We start from the raw sequence: 15,280 nt of genomic DNA, 5'->3' as shown, positions 1-15,280 counted from the left end.
CGGGACTCAGCCCTGGAGCTGCAGCGCGTGGCACGCGGCGGAGTGGCCCGGGGCCGAGGGCAGGACGTCGAGCGCCACCGTGCGGCAGCGGTCCTCGATCCCCAGCCGGGCCGCCTCCCCGGAGGCGACGACCGGGCAGCGCGGGTGGAACCGGCAGCCGCTGGGCACCTTGGTGGGGTCCGGCGGCTCCCCGGTGAGCACCACCGGCTCGATGCGGTCCACCTCGGGCACGACCGAGAGCAGCGCGCGGGTGTACGGGTGGCGCGGGTCGGACAGCAGCTCCTCGGTCGGGCCCTGCTCGACGATGCGCCCGAGGTACATCACCGCCACGCGGTCGGCGATGTTCCAGGCCAGCCCGAGGTCGTGGGTCACCACGAGCAGCGAGAGGCCGAGCTCGTCGCGGAGCCGGAGCAGCAGGGCGAGGATCTCGCCGCGCACGGAGGCGTCGAGGCTCGACACGGGCTCGTCGGCGACGATCACCTCGGGCTCGAGCACGAGGGCGCCGGCGATGACGACGCGCTGGCGCTGGCCGCCGGAGAGCTCGTGCGGGTAGCGCAGGAAGAACCGCTCCGGCGGGCGCAGCCCGGCCAGCGAGAGGGCGGTCGCCACCCGCTCGCGCTCGTCGCCCTCCACGCCGTGGATGCGCAGGCCCTCCGCGACGGCCTCGTACACGGTGTGCCGCGGGTTGAGCGCGCCGGTGGGGTCCTGGAGCACGAGCTGGAGACGGCGGCGGGCGGCCTTGAGCGCGCGCGTGGAGTAGGCGAGCGGCACGCCGTCGACGGCCACCTGCCCCGACGTCGGCTGCTCGAGCCCCAGCAGGGTGCGGGCCAGGGTCGTCTTGCCGCAGCCGCTCTCGCCCACCAGAGCCACGATCTCGCCGCGGCCCACCACGAGGTCGACGCCGTCGACCGCCCACGCGGTCCCGCCGCCGCCCCGGCCGCGGAAGGCCACTGCGACCCCGCGCGCCTCGAGGGCGGCTGCCGTGGCGGTCGTGGGCTGCGCGCTCACGCGGGCACCTCCTGGCTCGGGGCGGCCTGTCCGTTGGCGACCAGGCACGCGGTGCGCCGGCCGTCGCGCTCGACGAGCGGCGGCTCGGTCGTGCGGCACGCGTCGACGGCGACGGGGCACCGCGGGTGGAACGTGCAGCCCTCGGGCAGGTCGCCTGGGAACGGCGGGTCGCCGGGCAGGCCGGCCGGGGCGTAGCGGTAGCGGGTGTCGCCGATGCGCGGGAACGCGCCGGCGAGCGCACCGGCGTAGGGGTGGCGGGGCTCGTCGAACACCGAGCCGGCCGGCCCCTCCTCGACCACCTTGCCCGCGTACATGACGGCGATCCGGTCGCAGGTGCTGGACAGCACGGACAGGTCGTGGCTGATGAACACCATGCCGACGCCGAGGTCGCGCACCAGCGCGCTGAGGACGTCGAGGACCTGCGCCTGCACCATGACGTCGAGCGCCGTGGTGGGCTCGTCCGCGACGATGAGGGCGGGCTCGCAGGCGAGCGCCATGGCGATCATCACGCGCTGCTTCTGGCCGCCCGAGAGCTGGTGCGGGTAGGCCCGCGCGCGGCGGGCGGGCAGCCCCACCATCTCCAGCAGCTCGCCGACGCGCGCGGCCGCGGCCGACCGGCTCACCCTGCCGCGCCCGTGCAGCAGGATCGGCTCGGCGAGCTGGTCGCCGATGCGCTGCACCGGGTTGAGCGCGTGCATGGCGCCCTGGAACACCATCGAGGCCTTGGCCCAGCGCAGCGCCCGCACCTTGCCCCAGCTCAGCTTCTGGACGTCCTTGCCGTCGAGCCGCACCTCGCCGGTGACCCGGGCCGACTTGGGCTGCAGCCGCAGGACGGTGCTGGTGAGCGTCGTCTTGCCGCAGCCGGACTCCCCGGCGATGCCGAGGGTCTCCCCGGCGTCCACCGACAGCGTGACGCCGCGCACCGCCGGCACGTCGGCGCCGCGCGAGCGGTAGGTGACGCTGACGTCGTCGAACTCGAGCAGGGCCATCAGGCAGCCTCTCCGTGCGGGTCGAGGATCCCCTCGATGGCGCGCCCGATGAGGTTGAACGCCAGGACGACGAGCACGACGCACACACCGGGTGCGCCGAGGTACCACCACGCGCCCTGCGAGATGGCGCCCTGCGCGAAGCCCTGCTCGAGGATCGACCCCCACGACACGTTGTCGGGGTCGCCGAGGCCGAGGAAGGACAGCGTGGTCTCGGACAGGATCGAGATCGAGACCGCCAGCGTGGTGTTGGCGAGGACCAGCGGCATCACGTTCGGCAGCACGTGCCGGGTCATCTGGTGGACGTTGCCCGCCCCGAGGGCCTTCGAGCGCTCGAGGTAGGGCCGGCCCTCCACGGACAGGGTCTGCGCCCGGATGATGCGCGCGGTGCCCGGCCACGACGTGACGCCGATGACGATGATGATGTTGAGCAGCGAGCGGCCCAGCACCGTCGCCAGCACGATCGCCAGCGGCAGGTAGGGGATGACGAGGAACCAGTCCGTGAGGCGGTCCAGCGCGCCGCCGACCCATCCGCGGTAGTGCCCCGCGGAGATCCCGACGGTCGTGCCGATCAGCATGGAGAGCACGGTCGCGGCCAGGCCGACGAGCAGCGAGATCCGGGCGCCCCACATCACCAGCGCGAGCACGCTGAGGCCCGAGTCGTCGGTGCCGAGGGGGAACTCCAGCGAGGGCGGCGAGAACGGCTCGCCGGTGGCGTTGATGACGTCGAGCACGCTGCGCGGGAACACGATCGGGGCGATGAGCGCCACGACGACGAAGAACGCCAGCACGGCGAGGCCGAACATGCCGCTGCGGCTGCGGCCGAACGCCGCGAGGAACCGCCGGGTCGCGGCCCGGCGACGGGCCCAGACGATCCCGCGGGCCGACATGGGAGAGGTGGTGGGAGGCGCCGCCTCCGGCGCGCTCACGTGCGCACCCGCGGGTCGAGCAGGCCGTACATGAGGTCGGCCACCAGGTTGGCGAAGATGACGGCGGCCGAGAAGAGCAGGAACAGCGCCTGGAGCAGGGGCACGTCGGGGCCCTGGAGCGCGTCGACGGTCAGCGAGCCGAGCCCGTCGATGGAGAAGACGTACTCGATCGTGATCGCGCCGCCCACGACGAACCCGAGGTTCAGGAACACCAGGGTCATGGTGGGCAGCAGCGCGTTGGGCACGGCGTGGCGCTGGCGCACGCGCTTGTCCATGAGCCCCTTGGCCCGTGCGGTCTGGAGGTAGTCCTGGGAGGTCTCCTCGATGATCGACGCGCGCATGATCAGCGAGTACTCCGCGAGGTAGATCACCGCGAGGGTGGTGACCGGCAGGACGAGGTGGAACGCGACGTCGAGCCAGCCGGCCGGCGACGAGGTGTCGACGCCCGGGGTCGACAGCCCGCCGATCGGGAAGATGCCGGGGATCGGGCCGACGCCGACCGCGAAGACGATCAGCATGATCATGCCGAACCAGAACTCGGGCATCGAGTACAGGACCAGCGTGACGTTGGTGGCCACCGTGTCGAAGCGGCCGCCGCGGCGCCAGCCGCTGCGGATGCCCAGCCACACGCCGACGACGGTCGCGATGACGGTCGCGCTGCCCACGAGCAGCAGCGTGGGCCACACGCGCGGGCCGATGACGTCCCAGACGGGCTGGGAGTACTTCACCGAGTCGACGCCCTGGGAGAACGGGTTCTTGAGGTACTCGAACAGCTGCTGGATCAGCGGCTTGTCGAGCGCCTCGCGCAGCGCCCGGATCTGGTCGGCGTCGACGTTGCGCCCGCGCGTGTAGAGCCCGATCGGGTCGCCGGGCATCACACGGAAGAGGAAGAAGTTGAACAGCACGACGAACACGAGCGTGCTGATCGCGGTGAGCGTCCGCCGCAGGGCGTAGCGGACGCCGGGGCTCAGCCGCCCACTCCGCCGCCCGGGGGCGGCGGAGTGGGACGGTGCGTCGGTGAGCAGGGCCACGCGCCGGTGCCCTACTCGCGGTCGTCGTCGGCGGCGAAGTCGCGGTTGCGCCCGCGGCCGAGCCACACACCGCCGCCGAGCGCCAGCAGCACCAGCACCACGATGCCGATGATCAGCGCCCAGTTGGTGGAGGACGTGGGCTGGACGACGTCGCCCTGGGCGATGGTCTGCCCCGGGGTGGGCGAGGCTGGGGCCGAGGCCACGACCGGCTTCATGTTCTCGTACGACCAGGTCCCGTACTGGAAGAGCAGGGAGCCGTCGGGCGAGGGCTGGTTGACGAACCCGGTGAACCGGTCGGACCGGTAGGCCTCCAGGTTGTCGTAGTAGTAGGTCACGATGTACGGGGAGTCGTCGTACAGCATCTGCTGCATCTGCTTGACGATCGCCGTGCGCGCCGCGACGTCGGTGGTCACGGACTGCTGCTGGAACAGCTTGTCGTAGGCCGGGTTGCAGTAGAACGAGTCGGACAGGTTGGCGTAGATGGTGCCGCCGTCCTTGTACGACCGGTTCGCGCAGGTGAACGTCGAGAGCTGGTAGTTCGGGTCGGGCTCGACGACCCAGCCCCACTCGAACATGTCGAAGTTGCCCTCGCCGATGATCGTCGTGAGGTTGTCCGACGACATCATCTTCACGTCGACGGCGACGCCGACGGCGTTGAGGTAGCCCTTGATGAACTGCACGGCCTTCTGCGACGCGTTCCCGGAGGAGTCGGTGCGGCCGAAGAGCCGGAACTCGAGCCGGTTGCCGTTGGCGTCCGTGCGGATGCCGTCTGGGCCCACCTTGTAGCCGGCGGCGTCGAGGAGGGTCTTGGCCTTCTCCGGGTCGTAGGTGACCGGGTCGGCCGGGTCGAGGTGGAGCGAGGCGTACATCGGCGGGATGATCGTGGAGCCGACCGAGCCGCCGCCGCCGAGCACCTTGTCGACGAGGGTCTGCCGGTCGATGGCCCAGCCGAGCGCCTGGCGCAGCTTCTTGTCCTTGAGCAGCGGGTTGCCGTCACCGATGGGGGTGCCGTTGTCGAGCGCCGCACCGGTGTTGAAGGCGAGCTCGTTGAACCCCGAGTAGGTGGCGGACAGCGTGGTGATTCCGGGCTGGTTCTGCAGGGACTTGAAGACGTTGGCCTCGAGCGAGTCGGCGAAGTCGATCTCGCCCTTCTTCAGCGCCTGCCCGAGGGCGTCCTGGTTCTTGTAGATCTTGAAGACGACCTCGTCCACGGCGGGCTTGCCCCGGAAGAAGCTCGGGTTGGCCTGCATCCGGATGAACTGGCCGACCCGGCGCTCGACCATCACGTAGGGCCCGGCGCCCACCGTGGGGGAGTCCGGCGTGCCCTCGTTCTTGTAGCTCTTGACGGCCTTCTCGTCGATGTTCTTCCAGATGTGCTCGGGGAGGATGTAGACCGCGAGCTTCTCCATGATCGGCGAGGGCTGCTTGACGGTGAGCACCAGCGTGGTGTCGTCGGGCGCCACGGCCTTCACGATGTTGTCGGTGTACGAGCTGTAGTTGGTCTGCTCGTACTTGCCCTTGAGGATCCGGTTGAACGTGTAGGCCGCGTCGTGCGCGGTCAGCGGCTGCCCGTCGGACCACGTGAGACCGGAGCGGATCTTGTAGGTCCAGGTCTTGTGGTCGGCCGACTCCGTCCAGGACTCGGCGAGCCCCGGTGCGGTGGAGAAGTCCGACGCGGCGTACTCGGTGAGCGTCGGGTACTCCATCTGGAAGATCTCGTAGGAGACCGCGGCGATGCCGGTGAACGGGTTCGCCGAGTCGATGTCCTCGGTCATGCCGACCGTGAAGACGGTGGGGGCGCTTGATGTGGCGGGGGTCGGGGACGACGAGTCGTCGGCGGATGCCGGTCCGGTCAGCAGCACCCCCGTCGCGAGCGTGGTGACCGCGAGCGCGGCCAGGAGTCGGGTGGTGCGGGCCGGCCTTCTCATGCTCGTTCCCTCCGTGACGCCGCCGGGCCCTCCACCCGGTCGCAACTGACCCGTGGGTCAGTCCGGCGTGCGGCATTCCTACCTCATGGGGGCCCGAATGGGGAGGTTTGTGACATGTTCGTTCCCGACGAATGTTTCGTCGGCGTTACGGCCCTCCCGCCGGATGAATTACGGTCAGGCCGTGCTCCGACCGCCGATCGCCCCGTCCCTGCCCGTGACGACGACCGTCCACGGGCAGGTCGTCGTCGACCCCTACGGCGGCCTCGCCGACCCGGCCGAGTCGGTCACCGCGGCGTACCTGCAGGCCGAGCGCGACTACCACGACGCCCGCGTGGCCGGGCTCGCCGGCACCCGGGAGCGGCTGGCCGCCGAGATGCGCGCGCGCGTGCCGGACGAGGAGCCCTCGGCCCCGTGGGAGCAGGGCGGCTGGACCTACCGCCGGCGCACGCCGCCGGGGGCCGAGTACGACCGGCTCGAGCGCCGGCCCGCGGGCGCGGCCGACGCTGCCGCCGAGGTGCTGCTGGACCTTCAGCGGGTCCACGACGACGCGGGCGCCGAGTACACGCACGAGGGCCTGCTCGAGGTGAGCCCGGACGGCAGGTGGCTGGCGTGGTCGGTCGACCACGAGGGCGACGAGGTGTACGCCCTGCGCTTCCGGGACCTGACGACGGGCACCGACCTCGACGAGGTCGTGCCGCGCACCTACTACGGCGGCGCCTGGTCGGCCGACTCCGCGACGTTCCTCTACGTGGTGCACGACGACGCCTACCGGCCCTTCCAGGTGTGGCGCCACCGGCTCGGCACCCCGGTGGAGCAGGACGTGCTGGTGCTCGAGGACCTCGACGAGCGGCTCGAGGCGACGGTGCACGCGTCGCGGTCCGGCGACTGGCTCGTGATCACGCTGCTCGGTCGCGGCTTCACCGAGGAGTGGCTCGTGCCGGCGGCGGACGTGACGACGCCGCCCCGGCTCGTGCGTCCGCGCGAGCTCGGCGTGGAGTACGCCGTCGAGCACGCGCCCGGCCACGGGCCCGACGGCGCCGACGGGTTCCTCGTGACCACCAACCTCGACGCCGCGGAGTTCCGGGTGGCATGGGCGCCCGTCGACGACGTGGCCACCTGGCTGCCCCACCTCGACGAGGACCCCGCCCAGCGGGTGTGGGCCGTCGACGCGTTCGCCCGCGGCGTGGTGCTCAGCCTTCGCCGCGACGGCGCGGCCACCGTGCGCGTGGTGCCGCGCGACGCCCCGGCGTACGACGTCCTGCCCGAGCACGCCGGCGGCATGGTGCGCCTGGCGCGCAACGAGGACTGGGACGCCGAGGTCGTGGTGGTGGCCACGGACTCGTTCGTCCACCCGACCGTCGAGCTCGGCCTGGGCTGGGACGGCAGCCGCACCGAGCGCCACCGCCGCGAGAGCGTCGGCGTCGACCTGGACGCGTACGTCTGCGAGCGGCTGCTCGCCCCCGCCGACGGCGTCGAGGTGCCGGTGGTGGTCGTGCGGCACCGGGACACGCCGCTGGACGGCACCGCCCCCTGCCTGCTGTACGGCTACGGCTCCTACGAGGCCTGCTGCGACCCCGACTGGGGCATCGACTGGTGGCGCTCGCTGCCCTCGCTGCTCGACCGCGGCGTCGTCTTCGCCGTCGGCCACCCGCGCGGCGGCGGCGAGATGGGACGCCGGTGGTGGGAGGACGGCCACCTCGCGGCCAAGCACCACACGTTCGACGACCAGGCGGCGGTGGCCGAGCACCTGCTCGACGGCCGGGTGCGCGCGGTCGTGACCCGCGGGCTGTCCGCGGGCGGGCTGCTCCAGGGCGCGCTGTACGGCCGCCGGCCGCGGCTGTGGGCGGGCGTGGTGGCCGAGGTGCCGTTCGTCGACGTCGTCACGACGATGCTCGACGCGAGCCTGCCCCTCACGGCGCAGGAGTTGCTGGAGTGGGGCGACCCGCGCGACCCGGCCCAGCACGAGTTCATGGCGGCGTACTCGCCCGTGCTGAACCTGCCCGACGTCGCGGAGCGGCCGCCGCTGCTGGTGACCGGGGCCGTGCACGACCCGCGTGTGCTCGTGCGAGAGCCGGCCCGCTGGGTCGCCCGGCTGCGGGCGAGCGACCCCGGGAACGGCGCGGGGGACGACGACTCCTCGCCCGTGTCGCCGCGCACGGTGCTGTTCCGCTGCGAGACCGGGGCCGGCGCGCACGGCGGGCCGTCGGGGCGCTACGCCGAGCTCGAGTACGAGGCGGAGGTCCACGCCTGGGTGCTGGCCGCCCTCGGTGTCGGCTGAGCCGCAGCGTCGGAGGTGCCGGGCAGGCTGCGGCCCGTGGTCCGGCGAGCGTCGCCGGCGGTCGACGACGAGGCGGGGCGATGAGCGGGACGACGGCGGGCGAGGATCGGCAGGGCGCGACGGACGGGGACGCCGGCCAGGCGCCCCCTCCCGCTGCGGACGAGGTCATGGCGCGGGTGATGGCCGCCGTCGAGGCGGGCCGCTCGGGCGAGCGGGCCGCGGCCCGAGCGGCCCTCGACGCGGTCTGGGCGCAGCTCGGCGACGACGGCGACCCCTTCCACCGGTGCGTGCTCGCCCACTACCAGGCGGACCTGCAGGACGACCCGGTCGACGAGCTCGCGTGGGACCGGCGCGCCCTCGAGGCCGCCGGCGATCTCACCGACGAGCGCGCCGGGGCCTACCACTCCACTCTGCAGGTGCGCGGCTTCCTGCCCTCGCTGCACCTCAACCTCGCCGACGACCACCGCCGGCTCGGCGACGAGGCCGCCGCCCGCGAGCACCTCGCCCTCGCGCGCGGGGCGCTCGACGCCCTGCCCGAGGACGGCTACCGGGCCACGATCGAGGCGGGCCTGGGCCACGTGGCCGACGCGCTGGCGGCCGGGTCGACCGCGGCGCTGGCCACACACCACGGCCCGGCCTGACCGGCCGGGCCGCGGCGTATCCGGCCGAATCCCCTTCTCGCCCCGCTTCCGGCGCGCCACACTCGGCCCGTGGACGCGAGCGGCACCCGCACCGCCGGCCGGCCGGCCCTGGCCGACCTGTGCCGCCGCGACCCGCTCGACCTCGACTCCGACCCCCGGCTGTGCCGCGCGGGGGCGGTGGTCGTCCCCGAGCCGTGCGGCCCGCTGTGCACGCCGTGGTGCCTGGCCGGGCACGGGGGGCCGGCGACCGACGACAGGTGACGGCCGCCGCTCCGGCCACGGCTGCGCAACTCACGCCGGGAGAGCCTCGATGGCTGGTCAGGTTGTCCAGCGTGTCGGCCAGGTGTTGAGCATCAGGTCAGGTGATGCTGCCCTAGGTGGATGTTCAACGAGGGCCAGCTGTACGCACCCGTCGTGACCACCGAGGGCGGCGAGGTCGTCGTCGAGCTCGGCTCCGACCACCCCGGTGTCGGCGACCCCGAGTACCGCGCGCGCCGCAACACCATCGCCTCGCTGGCGCTGGACTGGACCCCCGAGCGGCCCATGCCCGTCGCGGAGTATACCGACGAGGAGCACGAGGTGTGGCGCGTGGTGAGCGCCGAGCTCGCCCGCAAGCACGAGCGGCTCGCCTGCGCCGCCGCGCGCGCCGGCCGCGAGCGCATCGAGCTGCCCACGGACCACATCCCGCAGCTCACCGACGTCACGGCCGCGCTCGCCCCGCTCACGGGGTTCACCTACCTGCCGGCGGCCGGGCTCGTGCCGCTGCGCGAGTTCTACGGGTCGCTGGCCGACCGGTCCTTCTGGTCGACCCAGTACATCCGCCACCACTCCGTGCCGCTGTACACCCCGGAGCCGGACGTCGTGCACGAGGTGCTCGGCCACGCGATCACCCTCGCCGAGCCCACCTTCGCCGAGCTGTACGTCGCGGCCGGCCGCGCGGCCCGCCGGGTGGAGTCGGCCGACGCGCTGGAGTTCGTGTCGAAGGTGTTCTGGTTCTCGCTGGAGTTCGGCGTCGTGCACGAGCCCGACGGCCCGAAGGCCTACGGGGCCGGGCTGCTGTCGTCGTACGGCGAGATCGAGGAGTTCGTCGAGGCGGACCTGCGCCCGGTCGACATCGCGCGCATGGGCGTGCAGACCTACGACATCACCCACTACCAGCCGATCCTGTTCGCGGCCCGGTCGTGGAGCGAGGTCGTCGACGTCGTGGGCGGCTTCTTCGACTCCGCCACGGACGAGAGCATCGAGCGCCTGCGCCACGAGCACCCCGTCGGCGTCTGACGCACCGCTGCTCCGTCCGGGTGGCGCGGTACGCCGTCCGGGTGGCTCCGAGCGGTCGGCGCGGCTCTCACCCGCTTCAGACCGCGTCCCGACCGAGCGCCCATCTCCCTTCGGTAGCAAGGGATCGCGCGCCCACCGACGAATCTGTCCCCCTTCTTCGCCGATCCTTGGGTCAGGTCCGGCCGGAAGCGCGACGACACCTGCCTAACGTCGAACGCGCCGACAACGGCGTAACCGAAGGAGTTGACCCCCCATGAGCTCCATCGCGCTGAACCTGGTCTTCGGACTGCTCCTGATCGTGCTCGTCGCTGGCAGCGTCACCGCCGCCGTCGTGGCCGCCCGCCACACCGGCGCGGACTGGCACCCCGCGTGGCTGCGCCGCGCGACGGCCCTGGGCGCCGGTGCCGTGGGCACCTTCGTCCTCTGGGTGTCGGCGATGGCCACCGTCCCCGCCTGACCCGCGCGGGAGGCGGAGCGTCACGACGCGACGCCGGCCCGAGGCGCTACGGACGCGTCCTGGAGGCGCCCGTCGAGCACCGCCAGGAACGCCGGCTCCGCGAGCAGCCCGTCGCCCACGACGGGCTGCTCGTGCCGGGCGGCGCAGTCCCGCACCCGGTCGAGCAGCCGGCCCGGTGCCAGCAGCCACGGCACCACGGCGCGCCCCGGCACGGCGTCGTCGAGGCGCGGACCCGGACCGGTCGCGAAGGCCGCGCGCGCCACGACGCCGGTACGTCGCGACGCCGCCGCCACGGCACGGGCGAACGCCTCGCGCTCGGCGCGCCGGCGGGTGCCGGCCGCGACGACCACCGCTGGCGCGGCGGCCCGGCGCAGCAGCAGGTCGAGCACGTCCGGCGGGTGACCCACGGCGTCCGCGACGTGCACCGGCCGCCCGGCGGCGCGCACGGCCGCGGGCACGTCCTCGCGCAGGTGGTAGGCGGAGGACAGCAGCAGCGGCAGCACCGCCACCGGCCCCTCCAGCGGCGCGACGGCCTCGGCCAGGGTCGGCCGGTCGTGCTCGAGGAACGCCACCGCCACCTCGGAGCCGCGGAGCGCGGCCAGCCGGTCCGCCGCGTCGCGCACCGCGTGGCCGGACCTCGGGTCCGGCGACCCGTGGGCGAGCAGCACCCCGGCGGTCACGACAGTTCGTCCGCGAACGCGCCCAGCGTCGCGCGCAGGCGCACGACGTCCCCGACGACGACCACCGCGGGCGACTCGACCGCCCGCGCCGCGGCGAGGTCGGCGATGTCGGCGAGCGTGCCGACGGTGGTGCGCTGCCGCGACGTCCAGCCCCGCTCGACCACCGCGACCGGCGTCGTCGCGTCGCGACCCGCCCGCACCAGCGCGGTCGCGGAGTCGCGCAGCAGCCGCACCCCCATGAGGAGCACGAGCGTCGTCGACGCCGGGTGCTGCGCGGCCGCCGCCTCCACCGGTGCGATCCCGTCGTGCGCCGACACCAGCGCGAACGACGACGCGATCCCGCGGTGCGTCACCGGGATGCCTGCGGCTGCCGGCACGGACACCGCCGACGTCACGCCCGGCACGACCTCGACCGGCACGCCGGCGGCACGGCAGGCCAGGGCCTCCTCGCCGCCGCGGCCCAGCACGAACGGGTCGCCGCCCTTGAGCCGCACGACGTCGAGACCGCGCAGGGCCCGATCGACGAGCAGGTCGTTGATCTCGTCCTGCGTGAGCTGGTGGTGGCCAGGGGCCTTGCCGCAGTCGACCACCTCGACGTGCGGGCCGAGCTCCTCGAGCACCCCGCGCGGTGCGAGGCGGTCCACCACCACGACGTCGGCCAGGGCCAGCAGCCGCCGGCCGCGCACCGTGAGCAGGCCCGCGTCGCCCGGGCCACCGCCCACGAGGTGCACCGTGCCCGGGCCGGTGGCGCGGCGGGGGCGGGTCGCGCGCAGCGGCAGCGTCCCGGTGTCCAGCGCCGCGGCGACCGCGTCGCGCAGGGCGCGGGCGCGCCCGGGGTCGCCGCCGCCGGACACCGCGACGAGCACGCCGTCGGCAGCGCGGGCCACGGCTGGCGTCCACGCGGCCGAGGAGCCGGCGTCGTCGGCGCGCACGCACCACACCCGCGCGGCCTCGGCGGCCGACGCCACCGCGGCGTCGGTGCCGGGCTCGCCCGTGGCCGTGTGCACGAGCCACGCGCCGTCGATGTCGCCGTCGGCGTACTCGCGCGGGTGCCAGGTCACGGCGCGGTCGGCCACGAGCGCGGCCAACGGCTCGCACAGCCACGGCGCCACCACCTCGACGACGGCCCCGGCCGCCACGAGGGCCGTGGCCCGGCGCGCCGCCACCGGGCCGCCGCCGACCACGAGCACGCGGCGGCCGGCCAGGTCGAGCACGAGGGGGTAGGAGGGAGCGCGCGTCGAGGCGGTCATGCGTGCAGCCCGCACTCGACCTTGCCGGTGCCGGCCCACCGGCCGGCCCGGCCGTCCTCGCCGGGCGCCACGGGCCGTGTGCACGGCTCGCACCCGATGGAGGCGTAACCGATCTGACGCAGCGGGTTCACCAGCACGCCGTGCTCGTCGGCGTAGCGCGCCACGTCGTCCTCGGTCCACGCGGCGAGGGGGTTGAGCTTCACCAGCCCGCGGCGCGCGTCCCAGCCGACGACGTCGATCGCCCGACGGGTGACCGCTTCGTCGCGACGCATCCCGCTGGCCCAGGCGGCGTAGCCGGACAGCGCCCGCTCCAGCGGCTCCACCTTGCGGATCGCGCAGCACGCGTCGGGGTCGCGGGCCCACAGGTCCGGCCCGAACCGGGCGTCCTGCTGCTCGACGCTCAGCAGCGGCAGGACCGTGCTCACCTCGACCGGGTACGCGGTGGCCACCGCGTCGCGCGTGCCGAGCGTCTCGGCGAAGTGGTAGCCGGTGTCGAGGAAGAGCACCTCCACGCCCGGTGCCACGGACGACGCGAGGTGCACCAGGACGGCGTCGGCCATCGAGCTCGCCACGACGAACCCCTCGCCGAAGGTCTCGACGGCCCATCGCAGCGCCGCGGCGGCCTGACGGCGGGGGTCGTCGAGGTCCGCGACGAGCGCGGCGCCGTCGCGGGCGAGGTCCTGGCGCCGGTGCAGCGAGAGGGTGCTCACGTCAGGGCCTCCTCGTCGGCGCGGCGGGCCCACTGCGCGAAGGACTCGTCGTCGTCGCGCTGCTCGACGTAGCGCCCGACCACGCGCTCGACGTAGTCGGGCAGCTCGGCCGAGGTCACCTTGAGCCCGCGCGGCTTGCGCCCGAGGCCGGCCTCCGGCCCGAGCTCGCCGCCGAGGTGCACCTGGAAGCCCTCGGTCTGCTCGCCGTCCGGGCCGGGGACGAGCATGCCCTTGAGCCCGATGTCGGCCACCTGGATGCGCGCGCAGGAGTTGGGGCATCCGTTGACGTGCAGCGACAGCGGCCGGTCGAACGTGGGCAGCCGGTCCTCGAGCTCGGCCACGAGCCGCGCGGCGTTGCCCTTGGTCTCCGCGATCGCCAGCTTGCAGAACTCGATGCCGGTGCAGGCCATGGTGCCGCGGCGGAACTCACTGGGACGCACCTCGAGACCGAGCGCGTGCAGCCCCGCGACGAGCGGCTCGATGTCGTCGTCCCCGACGCCGAGCACCACGAGCTTCTGCTGCGCAGTGAGACGGACCTCGCCGGAGCCGTGGCGCTCGGCGAGGGTGGCGAGCCCGTCCAGCACGGTGCCGCTCACCCGGCCCACCGTCGGTGCGGCACCGACGTACCACCGCCCGTCGCGCTGCGGGTGGACGCCGACGTGGTCGCGGCGGCCGGCGTAGGGCTGCGCGGCCGGTCCGTCCACGAGCCGGTGGCCGAGGTACTGCTGCTCGACCACCTCGCGCAGCCGGGCGACCCCCCAGTCCTGCACGAGGAACTTCAGGCGGGCGCGCGTGCGCAGCCTGCGGTAGCCGTAGTCGCGGAACACCGACACCACGGCGGCCCAGACGTCGGGCACCTCGTCGAGCGGCACCCAGGCACCGAGGCGCTGCGCCAGCATCGGGTTCGTCGACAGGCCGCCGCCCACCCAGACGTCGAAGCCCGGGCCGTGCTCGGGGTGCACGACACCGACGAACGAGAGGTCGTTCACCTCGTGGGCCACGTCCTGGCGGGGCGAGCCTGACACCGCCGACTTGAACTTGCGGGGCAGGTTCGAGAACCGCGGGTCGGCGACGTGGCGGCGCACGATCTCGCGGATGGCCGGCGTCCCGTCGAGGATCTCGTCGGCCGCGACGCCGGCGACCGGCGAGCCGAGGACGACGCGGGGGGTGTCGCCGCACGCCTCGGCGGTGGTGAGGCCCACGGACTCCAGCCGCTGCCAGATCGCCGGCACGTCCTCGATCCGGACCCAGTGCAGCTGCACGTTCTGCCGGTCGGTGATGTCGGCGGTGTCGCGGGCGTAGCGCTGCGAGACGTCGGCGACCGCACGCAGCTGCTCGGCCGAGAGGATCCCGCCGTCGCTGCGGATGCGGAGCATGAAGTGCTCGTCGTCGAGCTCGTGCGGCTCGAGGGACGAGGTGCGGCCGCCGTCGATCCCCTGCCGGCGCTGGGTGTAGAGGCCCCACCACCGCATGCGGCCGCGCAGGTCGCTCGGGTCGATCGAGCCGAACCCCTGACGGGAGTAGACGTTCTCGATCCGGGCGCGGACGTTGAGCCCGTCGTCGTCCTTCTTCAGGCGCTCGTTGGCGTTGAGCGGCTCGGCGTAGCCGAGCGCCCACTGCCCCTCGCCGCGCGGGGGGCGGGCGGCCCGGGAGCGGGCGGCGCCGGGCGCCTGCGCGGGCGGGTCTGCGGTGGTGTCGATGCTCATCGGTCGTCTCCTCGGGGCGAGGACGACCGGCGGCGCGCGGCACGACGTCCCCCACCGACCGGGGGTCAGCAGGGGGAGGAGCCCGGACGACGACGGCCGTCCGGGGTGCAGGGCACGGGACGGCGGGTCAGCCGACGGGGCGACAGGCCGCGCTGGCCACGCGCATGTGGTCGACGTGACGCCGGACCACGAGGCGGTTGTGCGCGGGCATGCGCCCAGGCTGGGGCCTGGTCCGCCTGGCGGGCAACGCCGTACCACCATGCGAGACCCCCGCGCCGCCGCGGCGGTACCTGCACACGATTCGCGGGAAGGTCGGCGTCCCCTCCGGCCGCGGCTGTCCGCCGTGTCCGGTGCGGCCGGGCCGGATGGCCGGGGCGGACCGCCATGGGCGGGTCCGT

14 protein-coding genes are annotated in these 15,280 nt (G+C 74.2%); 5 read left to right on the top strand and 9 right to left on the bottom strand.

What is annotated here, in order from left to right:
• Positions 1 to 6: 6 nt before the first annotated feature.
• Genes GC157_02115 through GC157_02095 form a run of 5 tightly spaced genes read right to left on the bottom strand, consistent with a single transcriptional unit; the run spans position 7 to position 5,882 of the window.
• Positions 7 to 1,008, bottom strand: a complete 1,002-nt coding sequence (locus GC157_02115; GenBank protein ID MBI1376268.1) for an ATP-binding cassette domain-containing protein — start codon at positions 1,006 to 1,008, stop codon at positions 7 to 9.
• Entirely contained in the window at positions 1,005 to 1,997 is a 993-nt protein-coding gene (locus GC157_02110) for an ATP-binding cassette domain-containing protein (protein ID MBI1376267.1), read from the bottom strand. The genes GC157_02115 and GC157_02110 overlap by 4 nt, the downstream gene beginning before the upstream one ends.
• On the bottom strand, positions 1,997 to 2,884 hold the full coding sequence (locus GC157_02105) for an ABC transporter permease subunit (GenBank protein ID MBI1376266.1): 888 nt from the start codon (positions 2,882 to 2,884) through the stop codon (positions 1,997 to 1,999). The genes GC157_02110 and GC157_02105 overlap by 1 nt, the downstream gene beginning before the upstream one ends.
• A 35-nt stretch (positions 2,885 to 2,919) precedes the next feature.
• Positions 2,920 to 3,954 (bottom strand): ABC transporter permease subunit, encoded by a 1,035-nt coding sequence (locus GC157_02100; GenBank protein MBI1376265.1) that lies wholly within the window; start codon positions 3,952 to 3,954, stop codon positions 2,920 to 2,922.
• 11 nt (positions 3,955 to 3,965) lie between these two features.
• Entirely contained in the window at positions 3,966 to 5,882 is a 1,917-nt protein-coding gene (locus tag GC157_02095; GenBank protein MBI1376264.1) for an ABC transporter substrate-binding protein, read from the bottom strand.
• 85 nt (positions 5,883 to 5,967) lie between these two features.
• On the opposite strand from GC157_02095, the gene GC157_02090 reads away from it, so the two are divergent.
• The 5 genes from GC157_02090 (at position 5,968) to GC157_02070 (ending at position 10,536) form a co-directional block, all read left to right on the top strand.
• Positions 5,968 to 8,160, top strand: coding sequence for a prolyl oligopeptidase family serine peptidase (locus GC157_02090; protein MBI1376263.1), 2,193 nt, complete (start codon positions 5,968 to 5,970; stop codon positions 8,158 to 8,160).
• 167 nt (positions 8,161 to 8,327) lie between these two features.
• On the top strand, positions 8,328 to 8,801 hold the full coding sequence (locus GC157_02085; GenBank protein ID MBI1376262.1) for a hypothetical protein: 474 nt from the start codon (positions 8,328 to 8,330) through the stop codon (positions 8,799 to 8,801).
• A 69-nt stretch (positions 8,802 to 8,870) separates the two neighbouring features.
• Complete coding sequence (locus tag GC157_02080) at positions 8,871 to 9,062, top strand: hypothetical protein (protein MBI1376261.1); 192 nt, start codon at positions 8,871 to 8,873, stop codon at positions 9,060 to 9,062.
• A gap of 120 nt (positions 9,063 to 9,182) precedes the next feature.
• Positions 9,183 to 10,079, top strand: a complete 897-nt coding sequence (locus GC157_02075) for a phenylalanine 4-monooxygenase (protein MBI1376260.1) — start codon at positions 9,183 to 9,185, stop codon at positions 10,077 to 10,079.
• A gap of 253 nt (positions 10,080 to 10,332) precedes the next feature.
• On the top strand, positions 10,333 to 10,536 hold the full coding sequence (locus GC157_02070; GenBank protein ID MBI1376259.1) for a hypothetical protein: 204 nt from the start codon (positions 10,333 to 10,335) through the stop codon (positions 10,534 to 10,536).
• A gap of 20 nt (positions 10,537 to 10,556) precedes the next feature.
• Here the strand turns inward: GC157_02070 and GC157_02065 are convergent, their stop codons facing one another.
• From GC157_02065 to GC157_02050, 4 genes are read right to left on the bottom strand one after another with little or no spacing between them, the layout of a single operon-like run.
• Positions 10,557 to 11,216 carry a sirohydrochlorin chelatase gene (locus tag GC157_02065; GenBank protein ID MBI1376258.1) on the bottom strand — a complete coding sequence of 220 codons (660 nt, stop codon included), beginning with the start codon at positions 11,214 to 11,216 and terminating at the stop codon, positions 10,557 to 10,559.
• On the bottom strand, positions 11,213 to 12,466 hold the full coding sequence (gene cobA, locus GC157_02060; GenBank protein ID MBI1376257.1) for a uroporphyrinogen-III C-methyltransferase: 1,254 nt from the start codon (positions 12,464 to 12,466) through the stop codon (positions 11,213 to 11,215). Before cobA ends, GC157_02065 begins: the two co-directional genes overlap by 4 nt.
• Positions 12,463 to 13,455 carry a phosphoadenylyl-sulfate reductase gene (locus GC157_02055; protein ID MBI1376256.1) on the bottom strand — a complete coding sequence of 331 codons (993 nt, stop codon included), beginning with the start codon at positions 13,453 to 13,455 and terminating at the stop codon, positions 12,463 to 12,465. The genes cobA and GC157_02055 overlap by 4 nt, the downstream gene beginning before the upstream one ends.
• On the bottom strand, positions 13,173 to 15,143 hold the full coding sequence (locus GC157_02050; protein ID MBI1376255.1) for a nitrite/sulfite reductase: 1,971 nt from the start codon (positions 15,141 to 15,143) through the stop codon (positions 13,173 to 13,175). The genes GC157_02055 and GC157_02050 overlap by 283 nt, the downstream gene beginning before the upstream one ends.
• Positions 15,144 to 15,280: the final 137 nt, after the last annotated feature.

The sequence above is a fragment of the Frankiales bacterium genome (genome assembly GCA_016125335.1).
GTDB lineage: Bacteria > Actinomycetota > Actinomycetes > S36-B12 > CAIYMF01 > Longivirga.
This window is presented reverse-complemented; position numbering and strand designations above follow the sequence as displayed.

What these genes read in the sequence shown, in the direction of transcription:
- GC157_02070 (MBI1376259.1), top strand. Translation starts at nt 10,333, where the DNA reads ATGAGCTCCATCGCGCTGAACCTGGTCTTCGGACTGCTCCTGATCGTG.
- GC157_02095 (MBI1376264.1), bottom strand. Translation starts at nt 5,882, where the DNA reads ATGAGAAGGCCGGCCCGCACCACCCGACTCCTGGCCGCGCTCGCGGTC.
- GC157_02090 (MBI1376263.1), top strand. Translation starts at nt 5,968, where the DNA reads ATGGGGGCCCGAATGGGGAGGTTTGTGACATGTTCGTTCCCGACGAAT.
- cobA (MBI1376257.1), bottom strand. Translation starts at nt 12,466, where the DNA reads ATGACCGCCTCGACGCGCGCTCCCTCCTACCCCCTCGTGCTCGACCTG.
- GC157_02050 (MBI1376255.1), bottom strand. Translation starts at nt 15,143, where the DNA reads ATGGTGGTACGGCGTTGCCCGCCAGGCGGACCAGGCCCCAGCCTGGGC.
- GC157_02085 (MBI1376262.1), top strand. Translation starts at nt 8,328, where the DNA reads ATGGCGCGGGTGATGGCCGCCGTCGAGGCGGGCCGCTCGGGCGAGCGG.
- GC157_02055 (MBI1376256.1), bottom strand. Translation starts at nt 13,455, where the DNA reads ATGCCCCAACTCCTGCGCGCGCATCCAGGTGGCCGACATCGGGCTCAA.
- GC157_02105 (MBI1376266.1), bottom strand. Translation starts at nt 2,884, where the DNA reads ATGTCGGCCCGCGGGATCGTCTGGGCCCGTCGCCGGGCCGCGACCCGG.
- GC157_02075 (MBI1376260.1), top strand. Translation starts at nt 9,183, where the DNA reads ATGTTCAACGAGGGCCAGCTGTACGCACCCGTCGTGACCACCGAGGGC.
- GC157_02110 (MBI1376267.1), bottom strand. Translation starts at nt 1,997, where the DNA reads ATGGCCCTGCTCGAGTTCGACGACGTCAGCGTCACCTACCGCTCGCGC.